The sequence below is a fragment of the Sphingomonas eleionomae genome (assembly GCF_049889035.1).
Lineage (GTDB): Bacteria > Pseudomonadota > Alphaproteobacteria > Sphingomonadales > Sphingomonadaceae > Sphingomonas.
Map to the genome: position 1 here is coordinate 276,963 of NZ_JBLTWP010000001.1, position 11,941 is coordinate 288,903.

The 11,941-nt window shown below is 66.5% G+C and carries 14 protein-coding genes and 1 other RNA gene; 10 read left to right on the forward strand and 5 right to left on the reverse strand.

Going from position 1 to position 11,941, the window contains the following annotated elements; all coding sequences use genetic code 11:
* Positions 1-14 precede the first annotated feature (14 nt).
* The 4 genes from ACNI3Q_RS01235 to ACNI3Q_RS01250 form a co-directional block, all read right to left on the reverse strand.
* Positions 15-1,001 carry an alpha/beta hydrolase gene (locus tag ACNI3Q_RS01235; RefSeq protein WP_426273474.1) on the reverse strand — a complete coding sequence of 329 codons (987 nt, stop codon included), beginning with the start codon at positions 999-1,001 and terminating at the stop codon, positions 15-17.
* A 16-nt stretch (positions 1,002-1,017) separates the two neighbouring features.
* A complete protein-coding gene (locus ACNI3Q_RS01240) occupies positions 1,018-1,461 on the reverse strand; it encodes an MAPEG family protein (protein WP_426273476.1) in 444 nt (147 codons plus the stop codon).
* A gap of 61 nt (positions 1,462-1,522) precedes the next feature.
* Complete coding sequence (locus ACNI3Q_RS01245) at positions 1,523-2,575, reverse strand: 1,9-bis(guanidino)-5-aza-nonane synthase (protein ID WP_260019740.1); 1,053 nt, start codon at positions 2,573-2,575, stop codon at positions 1,523-1,525.
* Between the two features lie 112 nt (positions 2,576-2,687).
* Positions 2,688-3,878, reverse strand: a complete 1,191-nt coding sequence (locus ACNI3Q_RS01250; RefSeq protein WP_426273478.1) for a type III PLP-dependent enzyme — start codon at positions 3,876-3,878, stop codon at positions 2,688-2,690.
* 151 nt (positions 3,879-4,029) lie between these two features.
* Here ACNI3Q_RS01250 and ACNI3Q_RS01255 point away from each other — a divergent pair, with 151 nt between their 5' ends.
* Together ACNI3Q_RS01255 and ACNI3Q_RS01260 are read left to right on the forward strand one after the other, a co-directional pair.
* Entirely contained in the window at positions 4,030-4,998 is a 969-nt protein-coding gene (locus tag ACNI3Q_RS01255) for a threonine ammonia-lyase (protein WP_426273480.1), read from the forward strand.
* Positions 4,999-5,015: 17 nt separating this feature from the next.
* Entirely contained in the window at positions 5,016-5,210 is a 195-nt protein-coding gene (locus ACNI3Q_RS01260; protein WP_426273482.1) for a hypothetical protein, read from the forward strand.
* A 22-nt stretch (positions 5,211-5,232) separates the two neighbouring features.
* On the opposite strand, the gene ACNI3Q_RS01265 is transcribed toward ACNI3Q_RS01260, so the two are convergent.
* Positions 5,233-5,889, reverse strand: coding sequence for an alpha/beta hydrolase (locus ACNI3Q_RS01265; protein ID WP_426273484.1), 657 nt, complete (start codon positions 5,887-5,889; stop codon positions 5,233-5,235).
* 107 nt (positions 5,890-5,996) lie between these two features.
* Here ACNI3Q_RS01265 and ACNI3Q_RS01270 point away from each other — a divergent pair, with 107 nt between their 5' ends.
* From ACNI3Q_RS01270 to ACNI3Q_RS01305, 8 genes are all read left to right on the forward strand, one after another.
* Positions 5,997-7,103, forward strand: a complete 1,107-nt coding sequence (locus ACNI3Q_RS01270; RefSeq protein ID WP_426273486.1) for a cysteine desulfurase family protein — start codon at positions 5,997-5,999, stop codon at positions 7,101-7,103.
* Positions 7,100-8,194 (forward strand): cysteine desulfurase family protein, encoded by a 1,095-nt coding sequence (locus tag ACNI3Q_RS01275; protein WP_426273488.1) that lies wholly within the window; start codon positions 7,100-7,102, stop codon positions 8,192-8,194. Before ACNI3Q_RS01270 ends, ACNI3Q_RS01275 begins: the two co-directional genes overlap by 4 nt.
* Positions 8,191-8,526, forward strand: a complete 336-nt coding sequence (locus ACNI3Q_RS01280; RefSeq protein ID WP_426273490.1) for a 2Fe-2S iron-sulfur cluster-binding protein — start codon at positions 8,191-8,193, stop codon at positions 8,524-8,526. The genes ACNI3Q_RS01275 and ACNI3Q_RS01280 overlap by 4 nt, the downstream gene beginning before the upstream one ends.
* Before the next feature lie 14 nt (positions 8,527-8,540).
* The gene (bla, locus tag ACNI3Q_RS01285; RefSeq protein ID WP_426273492.1) at positions 8,541-9,410 is read left to right on the forward strand and encodes a class A beta-lactamase; all 870 of its coding nucleotides are present in this window, start codon (positions 8,541-8,543) and stop codon (positions 9,408-9,410) included.
* Positions 9,411-9,475: 65 nt separating this feature from the next.
* Positions 9,476-9,573, forward strand: an RNA gene (ffs, locus tag ACNI3Q_RS01290) — signal recognition particle sRNA small type.
* Positions 9,574-9,620: 47 nt separating this feature from the next.
* On the forward strand, positions 9,621-11,285 hold the full coding sequence (locus tag ACNI3Q_RS01295; RefSeq protein WP_426273494.1) for a DNA polymerase III subunit gamma/tau: 1,665 nt from the start codon (positions 9,621-9,623) through the stop codon (positions 11,283-11,285).
* A gap of 26 nt (positions 11,286-11,311) precedes the next feature.
* The gene (locus tag ACNI3Q_RS01300; RefSeq protein WP_426273496.1) at positions 11,312-11,635 is read left to right on the forward strand and encodes a YbaB/EbfC family nucleoid-associated protein; all 324 of its coding nucleotides are present in this window, start codon (positions 11,312-11,314) and stop codon (positions 11,633-11,635) included.
* Positions 11,636-11,695: 60 nt separating this feature from the next.
* A complete protein-coding gene (locus tag ACNI3Q_RS01305; RefSeq protein ID WP_426273498.1) occupies positions 11,696-11,938 on the forward strand; it encodes a hypothetical protein in 243 nt (80 codons plus the stop codon).
* Positions 11,939-11,941 lie beyond the last annotated feature (3 nt).

Consider the following 11,941-nt stretch of genomic DNA (forward strand, 5'->3'; position numbering starts at 1 on the left):
CTGCTCCCCCCGGTTCAGGCCAGATGCCGGCCCAGAAAGCGGGCGAACATGTTGCCCCATCCATGCGCTGGATGCGTACTGTTCAATGCCATGCCGAACCCATGGCCGCCCAGTTCATAGAGGTGCAGCTCCGCCTTGGTCCCCACGCTGCGGGCGGCGGCGAAGATGCCCAGGCTCATGTCGACGGGCACCAGCCCGTCGTCCACGGCATGGACCAGCAGCACCGGCGGCATTCCGGTCGCGATCCGCTTGTCCGACGAATAGCGTGCGACGGCAGCAGCCGGCGGGTTCGGCCCCAGCAGGTTGATCGCCGACTGCCCTTTCAGGCCGCTGCCCGGCGCAACGGTGGACACGGGATAGACCAGGCCAAGGCAGTCCGGCCGGGCAGGCAGGCGATCGGCATTGTCCACCGGCCGGTACAGCGCATCGGCATGGCCCACCGCCAATGACAGCGCCAGGTGACCGCCCGCCGAAAAGCCGATCACGCCCACCCGCCGCGGGTCGATATTATATTCGCTCCAACGTGACCGGATGATCCGCATCGCGCGCTGGGCATCCTGCATCGGTACGTCCCAGCGGGTCGTCCATCCCTCGCCCGGCAGGCGATAGGTCAGGACGAACACGGTATAGCCCAGCGCGTTCAGCGACCGTGCGACGTTCACGCCCTCATTTTCCACCGAGACAAAGGCATAACCCCCGCCGGGGATGGCCAACACCGCACGGCCATTGGGCTGGGCGGGGCGGAATACCGCCAGCGTCGGCATGGCAATGCCGCGTCCCCACAGCTGGCGGTCATTTGGCGCGCCGTTGATCGAATTGTTGGGCGGCGGCAGGTTGGCCGGTGAATGGGGCGGCTTGCCCGGCCATAGCGGAATGGCACCGGCGGGCGGCCAGCTGGTCAGCGCCGGGCCGGCCTGCGCCAGGGCAGGGGCGGCGCTGGATACACCCGCCAGGCCGATGGCCCCGCCAATCACGCCGCGCCGGTCAAGGGTCAGGGTCATGTCGTGTCCTTGTGCTTCAACGGAACAGGGCGATTGCGGCGTGCAGGGTCAGCGCCGCCAGCGCCAGGGTAGCGAGGGTAAACAGCGCAAACCGGATGATCACCCGGTTGATCGTCACCTGCACCAGCGAATGCGCAATCCGCAACCCCACATATGCCCATGCGATGCCGGCATTCACGCCGCCGCCCTGATGGATCATCGCCAGGGTGAGGGCGATGGCATAGAACAGCACGGGCTGTTCCAGCAGGTGATTGTAATTGTCGGCGGGCCACTGGCTTTTCGGCTCGATCCGCTGGCGCAGGTCAGCGCCGGTGCCACCGGTCAGGTTCGGCACATCGATGCCCGCCCGGCGCATGGCCGGAATGCGCGTTGCATACATCCATCCCCACATCACCAGCGTCCATCCGACCAGCGCGACGACGGGTTGCAGGATGGCGATACCGCCAAGCTCCGGATTCATGAAAAAGCCTCCCCCGAATATCTCCGGGGGAGGCTGGATCAGTCGAACCTGCTTTGCAAGATCAGCCGAAGATGCTGGCCCAGCGGCGCTTGGCCCGGTCCTTCCACGCGCCGCGGTGATAGGCGTCGCTGGCCAGCAGGGGCATCACGCTGCCCGCTTCGGCGAAGACCATCTGTTCATGCACCGTCTGCACCTTGCCCCAGCTGGCCGCTTCCTGCAGCGTCGAGGACGAGCATGCGCCGTCACGGACATCGGCGACGGTGATCTGCACCGCATATTTGTGCATGGCGACATCGTCATGGCCCAGGATTTCAGCGCAGACGACGGTGTCCTGCACGAAGTTCTTGGGCACGCCGCCGCCGATCATCAGCAGGCCCGATGCGCCTGCCTTGATCTTGATGTCGGTCAGCTCGCGGAAATCCGCGATGGCGTCCAGCATCATGTACGGCTTGCCTTCCTTGGCCCGGTCGACCTGATGCTTGACCAGACCAAAACCGGCCGACGAGTCGACAAAGGCGGGGCAGAAGATCGGCACGTCATGCTCATAGGCGAGCTTGACCAGGCTGTTGTCCTTCTTGCCATGCTCGACCAGATACTTGCCCATGTGCTTGATGAACTCGCGGCTGGAATAGCCGCGCGGCTCCAGGCTGTCGGCAATCTTGCCGATGGTGTGGTCGCAATCCTGCAACGCCACCTCGTCGATATAGGTGTCGTAGATGCGGTCGATGTACAGCGAACGCAGCGTGTTATCGTCCGGGATTTCAAGCGCCTGATAGTGCTTGTGACCAAGCCCTTCAAAGAAATCCATGTCGACGATCGTGGCGCCGGTGGCGACCACGGCATCGACCATGTTCGACCGGACCAGTTCCGCATACAAGTCCATGCAGCCGCCGGCGGAGGTGGAACCGGCGATGACCAGGAAGATGGTGCAGTCCGGATCTTCCAGCATCATGTTATAGATGCCGGTCGCGCGGGCCAGGTCGCGGCTGGTAAAGCTCATCTTGCCCATCGCTTCCACGATCGGGCGCGCATCGAAACTGGTGATGTCGATATGCTCGACCTGCTTGGACAGCAGTTCCGCCTTGCGGGTGTCGTTGATTGGGGTGTCGGTCATGGTTGGTCTCTCGATCAATCACGCAGTCATTGGGGTCGGGGACGCGCAAACCCAAAAGCAAATGCCGTCATGCCAGCACAAACCGGCATGACGGCATTCAATGGCAGTGCTGTTACAGCTTGACGACGTTCGATGCCACTGCGTCGCGGTCATCCGCCTCGACATACAGGCTGGTCATCGGTTCATCGTCGACGGCGACCGTGGAATCGGAGCCGAAGCCGTTGAACGCTGTCCGCATCGCCGCGCCATAGGCGCCCAGCATCCCGACCTCGATATAATCGCCCGCGCGCACATCGGCCGGCAGCATGAACGGGCCGGTCATGTGGTCAAGGTCGTCGCAGGTCGGGCCGTAAAAGCTGAACGCCATGTCGCGGGCATTGCTGTCCGGCTCGCGCAGCAGGCGCACCGGAAAGCGCCAGCCGATATGGGCCGCATCGAACAGGGCGCCATAGGCACCGTCGTTGATGTACAATTCGTCCCCGCGGCGCTTTTCCACGCGCACGATGATCGAGCTGTATTCGGCGCACAGCGCACGGCCCGGCTCGCACCACAGTTCGGCGGAATAGCTGATCGGCAGGCTTTCGAACGCGCGGTGGATCGTCGCGAAATAACGCTCCAGCGGCGGCGGCTCCATGCCGGGATAGCTGGACGGAAAGCCTCCGCCCACATCCACCACGTCCACGGTCACGCCCGCCTCGACAATCGCGATGCGCACGCGCTCCATGGCGTTGGCATAGGCTTCCGGGCTCATCGCCTGGCTGCCGACATGGAAACAGATGCCCAGCGCGTCCGCCACCTGGCGGGTCGCCATCAACAGTTCCTTTGCCTCGCCCGGCGCAGCGCCGAACTTGGCGGCAAGGCTCAACTTGGAATGATCGGACGACACGCGCAGCCGGACGCACAGCGTCAGGTCGGTCGCCCCGCGCGTTGCCCGGACGATCTTTTCCAGCTCCTCGATCGTGTCGAGCGAGAAGGTGCGGACGCCATGCGTGAAATACGCCTCTTCGATCGCTTCCTCGGCCTTGACCGGGTGCATGAAGCACAGGGTCGCGCCCGGCACTTCGCGGGCGACAAGGCGCACCTCGCCGATGGAGGCGACGTCGAAATGCGTCACCCCGGCATCGAACAGGATGCGGAGCAAATCGGGCGACGGATTCGCCTTGACCGCATACATCGACCGCCCCGGAAACTTCTCGACAAAGAAGCGGGCGGCACGCGATGCTGCGTGCGGGCGAACGAGCGTGACCGGAGCAACCGGCCGATTGGAGACAGCTAGCCCCAGCGCGCTATGATGCTTGTGCAATTCAAGGGACCTCCAAATGCCTTGCGGCAAACATTGACGAAAAGCTGCCTTGCGGTTGGAAGTCCCATGGGGCAGCGGAGGCGCGGACATATGCAGAATGACCCCGGCTGTAAAGACGTTGCACCGGGTTTTTTCGGGTCAGGATGATGTTGTGACATTAATAAGACAGCCAACCCGGGCCGGGGTGCGCGATGCCGCCGCAAAGATTGCGGCGATCCTGCCGCCGACGCCGCTGTTTTCGGCGGATGTCCGGGGGGTGCAGGTGCAGTTCAAGGCGGAATGCCTGCAACCCATCGGCGCGTTCAAGCTGCGCGGCGCATGGCACCGGCTGACCGCGATCGATCCGTCGGCGCGCGCTGCTGGAGTCGTCGCCTTTTCCTCGGGCAACCACGCTCAGGGCGTTGCCTGGGCTGCGCGGCGGCTGAACATGCCGGCCGTCATCGTCATGCCCGCCGATGCGCCGCGGGTGAAGCGCGATGCAACGCTGGCGCTGGGGGCAGAGGTCGTCACCTATGACCGCGCCACCGAATCGCGGGAAAAGATCGCCGCGCACCTTGCCCATGCGCGCGGCGCGACGCTGGTGCCCAGCTTCGACGACCCCTGGGTGGTCGAGGGGCAGGGCAGTGTGGGGATCGAGGCGATGAGCCAGATGGTCGAACAGCGGCTGCCCGATCCGTCGCATGTGCTGGTGCCCTGCGGCGGCGGCGGGCTGGCCGCCGGGCTGGCGCTTGCGCTGCCGGACGTGCCGATCACGCTGGCCGAACCGGAGGGGTGGGACGACATGCGCCGCAGCCTGGAGGCGGGGTGGATCGAGCCAGTTGGCCCCGATGCCCCGCCGACGGCGTGCGATTCGCTTCAGACGCCGCGCGTTGCCGAACGGACGTTCGAGGTGCTGGCCCGGCGCGGTGCGACCGGCGTTGCGGTCAGCGAGGCAGAGGTGCGGGCGGCGCAACGCTGGGCCGTGGCCCGCCTGCGGCTGGTCGTCGAACCGGGCGGTGCGGCCGCGCTGGCGGCGCTGCTGGCCGGAAAGGTCGATCCGGTGCCGGGCATGCTGGTGATCCTGTCCGGCGGCAATACGGACATGGATGCGTTCGCCAAGGTGCTGGCGGAATCGGACTGATCGGCTAAAGCGCGCTGATGCCCGACGCTGTCACCGCCATCGGAAATGCCGCGCCTGCCGTCGCGATGATCGCCATCTTTGCGCTGGTGATCGGTGCAGTCGCCCTGTTGCGGCGGGGCGGGCCGCGCCGAAAGCCGGTGCTGATGCTCGTACTGGCGGCGATTCTGTTCGCCAATGTCCTGATCTGGTCGCTGCCCCCGCCCGCTGCGTGACGGGGGACAGCCCATGCGTCGGTCAGCGGATCGGGCAGGACGGATCCAGCCGGAAATCCAGATATTTGTCCACGCTGCCCATCAGGTCGTCCATCTCGTTCTGAAAGAAATGGTTCGCCCCGCGAATCGTGTCGTGGTGGATGGTGATGTGCTTTTGCGTGCGCAGCTTTTCGACCAGCTTCAGCGTCGCGCCCGGCGTCACCACCTCGTCCGCATCGCCCTGAATGACGATGCCCGATGACGGGCAGGGGGCGAGGAAGGTGAAATCATACATGTTCGCCGGCGGGGCGATCGAGATGAAGCCGCGGATTTCAGGACGGCGCATCAGCAACTGCATCCCGATCCACGCGCCAAAGCTGTATCCCGCTACCCAGGTGGTCTGCGCCTCGGGATGAAAGCTCTGAACCCAGTCCAGCGCGGCTGCGGCATCGGACAATTCGCCGATGCCGTTGTCGAATATACCCTGGCTCTTGCCGACCCCGCGGAAATTGAACCGGAGCGTGGCAAAGCCGCGCCGCTGGAACGTCTTGTACAATTCCTGCACGATGCGGTTGTTCATCGTGCCACCCGATTGCGGATGGGGATGCAGGATCATGGCCACCGGTGCGCGGGGGCGCGGGCCGGGGGCAAAACGGCCTTCAAGACGGCCTTCGGGGCCGGGGAAGATGACTTCGGGCATGGCAACTCGCGAAAATGGCTGGGCACGCTGGCGCGGGCGAAGTGCCCGGCTATATAGGCGGTTGAGCCGCACACGCAATCATTGCCGGTGCGCGAATGGAATTGCCGATGGCTAGCCGCGTCTATCTGGATCATGCCGCAACCACGCCCATCCTGCCGGCGGCCCGGGCGGCAATGGCCGATGCGCTGGTCGAATGGGCCAATCCGTCTTCGCCCCATGCGGAGGGACGGCGTGCCCGCTCCCGGTTGGAGGAAGCACGTTCTGCGATCGCCGCCGCCTATGCCTGGCCGCACGAAGTAATCCTGACCAGCGGCGCGACAGAGGCAATCCGCATTGTCCTGCGCCGCGCTCAGGCCGGACGACGGCTGATCGGCGTGACCGAACATGACGCCGTGATGCGCGCGGCCAGCGATCCGGTGATGCTGCCGGTCGACCCGGACGGAGAGGTCGATCTTGACCGGCTCGAATCGCTGCTGGCCGATGCCGGGGAACGGCCGCTGGTCGTGGTTCAGTGGGGCAACAATGAAACCGGCGTGCTGCAGCCCTTGGCCGCGGTGGCGGAGCGGGTGCGCGCTGTCGACGGCCTGCTGTTCGTCGATGCGGCACAGATGCCGTCGCGCTGGTCGGATGCCGACCGGCCCCAGGATCATGCCGATTTCATCGCGGTTTCGGGGCACAAGCGCGGCGGCCCGCCGGGCGTCGGCGCGCTTCTGGTCCGCAATCTCGGCCAGTTGCTGCCGACCGGCGGGCAGGAGCGGGGCTATCGCGGCGGGACTGAAAATCTGCCGGCCGCGCTTGGCTTTGCCGCAGCGCTGGCGGAGCCGGAGCCGATCGACCATCTGACCGACCTTCGCGAACGGCTGGAGGATGCGATCCTCGATGCCGGGGGCGAAGTGATTGGCGAGGATGCCGGCCGCCGCTCGCCGCTGGTCGGCGCCTATCGGATGCCGGGAATGAAGGCGACGACGCAGCTGATCCGGTTCGACATGGCCGGGATCGCGGTGTCGGCAGGCAGCGCCTGTTCGTCGGGATCGATGCGGCCCAGCCATGTGCTGGCCCATATGGGCATTGACGGGGACGAGGCGGGGGAAGTGATCCGCATCAGTTTCGGCCGGGATACCAGCGATGCCGATGTCGATGCCGTCATCGCCGCCTGGCGCGACATCGGCTGCCAGCCCGATTGCCCGGACGAGGACGATCAGGCGGCGGCATGATCTATCTGGATTATCAGGCGACAACGCCGCTGGCGCCGGAGGCGCTGGACGCGATGCTGCCCTGGCTGACCGGTGACGGCTTTGCCAATCCGCACTCGCCCCACGCCCCCGGCCGCCGCGCTCGCGCCGCAGTCGAGATGGCGCGAGCCGACATCGCCGCCCTGTTGCCGTCGGGCGGCAGCGTCAGCTTTACCAGCGGCGCGACAGAGGCGCTGAACTGGGCGATCCACGGCACCAGCGGCCCGATCGTGACATTGGCAAGCGAGCACGCCGCCGTGCTTGATACTGTCGCGGCCGAACAGCGCGCTGGCCGGCCGGTCATCATCCTGCCGGTCGGTCCGGATGGGCTGGTCGATCTGGACCGTGCGGCCGAGGCGATCCGGCCGGGCACCGGGCTGGTCGCGGTGATGGCGGTCAATAACGAGATTGGCGTCATTCAGCCGCTGGAGCCGCTGGCCCGCATCGCGGCCGATGCTGGCGCGCTCATGCTGATTGATGCGGTGCAGGCGGCGGGCAAGCTGTCGCTGCCCCCGATCGGCGATTTGATCGCCGTGTCCGCGCACAAGATGTACGGGCCAAAGGGGATCGGCGCCCTGTGGATCCGGGATGGCGTGACGCTTTCGCCGCTGATCCATGGCGGCCGGCAGGAGGCGGCGGGCCGTTCCGGCACGCTCTCGCCCGCGCTATGTGCCGGGTTCGGTGCGGCCGCCCGCGTGTCGGCCCAGCGGATGGGCACGGATGCGGCCCGCATTGATGCCCTGTTTCGCCTGTTCCTCGACCGGCTGGGGCCGGACTGGACGCTGAACGGATCGGCCACGGATCGCTGGCACGGCAATCTCAATGTCCGCCATGCCGGGCTGGATGTCGCCCGGTTGATGAGCGACCTTCGCCAGATCGCCTTTTCTGCCGGTTCCGCTTGTGCAAGCGGGTCGGGGCGGCCAAGTCATGTGCTGAAGGCGATCGGGCTTGATGATGCCGAGGCGCGGTCGAGCATCCGCATCGGCCTTGGCCGCATGACCAGCGAGGAAGAAGTGATGACCGCAACCGGCAATATCCTCGACGCAGTCCGCGCCCAGCGGATCGCCGCATGATCACCGTCCGCTTCGTCGCGCCCGATGGGGAAACGGTGCGCGAGGCTGAGGCTGCGCCCGGGACCCGGCTGCTGGAGGTGGCGCAGGCCGCCGGTCAGCCGCTGGAGGGAACGTGCGAGGGGCAGATGGCGTGCAGCACCTGTCACGTCATTGTCGCCGTCGCCGATTTCGATCGACTGCCCCCGCCCGTCGAGGAAGAAGAGGACATGCTCGACCTTGCCCTTGGGGCGACCCGTCACAGCCGGCTTGCGTGCCAGATCGTGCTGAACGATGCGCTGGACGGCCTGACCGTCCGCATTCCGGGCGGCCATCGGGACATGCAGGGCCGATAGGAAAGGACGAAATGATGCCGACCCGTCGCCAGTTGATCGTCGGGGGCGCGATCGCCACCATTACCGGCCTGTCCGCACCCGCCTGGGCACAGGCGCGCGATCCGATCGCGGCATTGCTGGAGGGGACGGACGGGCGCATCGGTGTTGCCGCACTCAACACCAATACCGGCCAGCGGCTGATGATCGATGCAGAGGCCCGCTATCCGCTCCTTTCCACCTTCAAGCTGGTGCTGGCCGCCGCCGTCCTGGCCCGGGTCGAACGGGGCCAGATGGCGCTGACGGACAAGGTGCGCTTCACCGCTGCCGACCTGCTCGAATACGCCCCGGTCGTCCGCGCGGCCGCCACCACGGGCGAACTGAGCGTCGAGGCATTGTGCGCAGCCGCCGTCGAACAATCGGATAACAGCGCCGCCAACCTGCTGCTGATGAAAATCGGCGGGCCGGGCGGGCTGACCCGGTTCATCCGGCAATCGGGCGATCCTGCGACCCGCCTTGACCGGATGGAGCCGGAACTGAACCGGTTCGCCCCCGGCGCCGAGCTGGATACCACCATCCCCTATGCCATGGCCCGGCTGACCAAGCAGCTGCTGACCGGGGGCGAGGTGCTGAGCTCCGCATCCCGGCAAAGGCTGATCGGGTGGATGGTCGCATCCCAAACCGGGCTCAAGCGGCTGCGCGCCGGGCTGCCCGCCAACTGGGTGGTCGGGGACAAGACCGGCACCAGCGGGCGGGGGCAGTGGAACGATGTCGCCATCGCCACGCCGCCGGGGCGCAAGCCGATCATCATCGCCAGCTATCTCGATGCCCCCGGCCTTGACCCGGCAAAGGCGGATGCCGTGCATGTCGAGGTGGGCAAGCTGATCGGCGCGATCTGGGCGCAATAGGGCCGGTGCACGACGGCCGGCGGGGGCGGCGCTTGCATCGCGCGCGCCCTTGGCCCATATGCCCGCTCGGGAGTCGGGCGGACGTGGTCGTCGCGAACCGGGTCAGGTCCTGACGGAAGCAGCCACAGTGATTTCGCTACGGGTCGTTCCGGCTCCCACCGCAGCAACATCCTTCGACATCATCGGCCGCTGTCGTTAGACAGGCGGGCAATGTCCGATTCCTTCGACCTTGGTGAGCCCCCACAGCCGCGCGATGCCGCCTATCGCGTGCTCGCCCGCAAATACCGGCCTCAGACGTTCAGCCAGCTGATCGGCCAGGATGCGATGGTTCAGACGCTGGGCAACGCCATCCGGCGCGACCGGCTGGCCCATGCCTTTCTGCTGACCGGCGTGCGCGGGGTCGGCAAGACATCGACGGCGCGGCTGATCGCAAAGGCGCTGAACTGTGTCGGCCCGGACGGGCAGGGCGGGCCGACCATCGACCCGTGCGGAGTGTGCGAACCATGCCGCGCCATTGCCGAGGGTCGCCATATCGACGTCATCGAAATGGACGCGGCCAGCCATACCGGCATCGACGACATCCGCGAGATTATCGAGGCGGTGCGCTATGCCGCCGTGTCGGCGCGGTACAAGATCTACATCATCGACGAAGTGCACATGCTGTCCAAGGCCGCGTTCAACGGCCTACTCAAAACGCTTGAAGAGCCGCCGCCGCACGTCAAGTTCCTGTTCGCCACGACCGAGGTGAACAAGGTGCCGGTCACCGTCCTGTCGCGGTGCCAGCGGTTCGACCTGCGCCGGATTCCAGCGGAATTGCTGGCCGAGCACTTTCAGAAGGTAACCGCGGCCGAGGGGTTCGACGCAGAGCCGGAGGCGCTGGGCCTGATCGCCCGCGCGGCCGAGGGGTCGGCACGCGACGGCCTGTCGATCCTGGATCAGGCGATTGCCCATGCCGGGATGGAGGGCGGCGGCGTGTCGGCAGAGGCGGTTCGCCAGATGCTGGGCCTGTCCGATCGCGGCGCGATCCGCGCGCTGCTCGGGCACCTCTTGGCCGGCGATGCGCAGGCCGCGCTGGCCGGCCTTCGCGGGCAATATGATCTGGGCGTCGATCCGCTCGCCGTGCTGCGCACCCTTCTGGAAACGGTCCACGCCGTCACCCTGACCAAGATTGGCGCGGACAGCGGCGTTGCCCGTTCTGCCGAGGAACAGGCCGCGCTCGAGGAATGGGCAGCGGGCCTGACCCATGCCCGGCTCCACCGGCTGTGGCAGCTGTTGCTGCGCGCGCATGACGAGGTGACGCGCGCCGCCCTGCCGATTGAGGCGTGCGAAATGGCGCTGCTGCGGATCGTCCACGCCGCCGAACTGCCCGATCCCGGCACGCTGGCCCGGATGATCCGGGGCGGAGAGGTCTCCCTGCCGGCCGAATTGTCAGTCGCGCCCGCTGCCGCCGCCGCACCATCGGCCCGCGCGGCCGAACCGGCACCTGCCGCTGCCAATGCCGCAGCCGCCACCGATCCGGCGATGCCTCCCTTGCCGGCAACGCTGGCCGACATGGTCGACCTGCTCACCGATCGCGGCTTCGGCCAGATCGCGGCACAGGTCCGCAACCTTTTGCGCCCGGTCCGCTATGCGCCGCCCGCGCTGGAAATCAGCAGCGCCCGCCCGCTGCCCGCCGAACTGGTTGCCGAACTGACGCGTGCATTGCGCGACAGCACATCGACTGCATGGTCGGTGACGCTTGTCGCGGCAGAGGGAGACCCCACATTGCGGGAGCAGGAGGAGCAGGCGGCCGACGCCCGGCGGGCGGCCATCCTGGCATCGCCGCTGGTTGCAGCGGCGATGGCGGCGTTTCCGGGGGCAAAGCTGGTCGATTGACCGCAATTCGGATGGACAGGTGAAGTATGAAATCGCTCGAAGACATCATGGCCATGGCGCAGAACGTCCAGAACGAACTGGAAAAGGCGCAGGCCAATCTGGACGGGATCGAGGTTGAGGGCGCCGCCGGGGGCGGCCTGGTCAAGGTGCGCGCCAGTGCAAAGGGCCGCATCATCGGCATCGACATCGACGATTCGCTGTTGTCGCCGACCGAAAAGACCATGCTGGAGGATCTGATCACCGCCGCCATGAATGACGCGCGGGCAAAGGCGGATGCGGCGGCGCAGGGCGAAATGTCGAAACTGAGCGCGGGCATCCCGTTGCCGCCGGGTTTCAAGCTGCCCTTCTGATCCAAGGAACCATAACGGTTTGCCGGATGTTGCAACCTCCATCGATAAGGAGGGAACTTCATGGATAACCAAACGAATCCGCAGCCGACGCACACGACGGTGATCGAAAAGCGCGGCGGTGGCGGCACGGTGCTGATCGGTATCGCGCTGCTGCTGGCAGTCGTGATCGGCGCGTACTTTCTGATCAGTGAGAATAACCGGGAAACGGCAAAGACCGAAGCGGTGACCGAAGCCGCCAAATCGGTGGGGGATGCCGCTGACAAGGCGGGCGACGCCATCGAAAAGGCTGTGCCCGGCGAATAACCC

What these genes read in the sequence shown, in the direction of transcription:
- ACNI3Q_RS01235 (WP_426273474.1), bottom strand. Translation starts at nt 1,001, where the DNA reads ATGACCCTGACCCTTGACCGGCGCGGCGTGATTGGCGGGGCCATCGGC.
- ACNI3Q_RS01240 (WP_426273476.1), bottom strand. Translation starts at nt 1,461, where the DNA reads ATGAATCCGGAGCTTGGCGGTATCGCCATCCTGCAACCCGTCGTCGCG.
- ACNI3Q_RS01245 (WP_260019740.1), bottom strand. Translation starts at nt 2,575, where the DNA reads ATGACCGACACCCCAATCAACGACACCCGCAAGGCGGAACTGCTGTCC.
- ACNI3Q_RS01260 (WP_426273482.1), top strand. Translation starts at nt 5,016, where the DNA reads ATGCCCGACGCTGTCACCGCCATCGGAAATGCCGCGCCTGCCGTCGCG.
- ACNI3Q_RS01265 (WP_426273484.1), bottom strand. Translation starts at nt 5,889, where the DNA reads ATGCCCGAAGTCATCTTCCCCGGCCCCGAAGGCCGTCTTGAAGGCCGT.
- ACNI3Q_RS01270 (WP_426273486.1), top strand. Translation starts at nt 5,997, where the DNA reads ATGGCTAGCCGCGTCTATCTGGATCATGCCGCAACCACGCCCATCCTG.
- ACNI3Q_RS01275 (WP_426273488.1), top strand. Translation starts at nt 7,100, where the DNA reads ATGATCTATCTGGATTATCAGGCGACAACGCCGCTGGCGCCGGAGGCG.
- ACNI3Q_RS01280 (WP_426273490.1), top strand. Translation starts at nt 8,191, where the DNA reads ATGATCACCGTCCGCTTCGTCGCGCCCGATGGGGAAACGGTGCGCGAG.
- bla (WP_426273492.1), top strand. Translation starts at nt 8,541, where the DNA reads ATGCCGACCCGTCGCCAGTTGATCGTCGGGGGCGCGATCGCCACCATT.
- ACNI3Q_RS01295 (WP_426273494.1), top strand. Translation starts at nt 9,621, where the DNA reads ATGTCCGATTCCTTCGACCTTGGTGAGCCCCCACAGCCGCGCGATGCC.
- ACNI3Q_RS01300 (WP_426273496.1), top strand. Translation starts at nt 11,312, where the DNA reads ATGAAATCGCTCGAAGACATCATGGCCATGGCGCAGAACGTCCAGAAC.
- ACNI3Q_RS01305 (WP_426273498.1), top strand. Translation starts at nt 11,696, where the DNA reads ATGGATAACCAAACGAATCCGCAGCCGACGCACACGACGGTGATCGAA.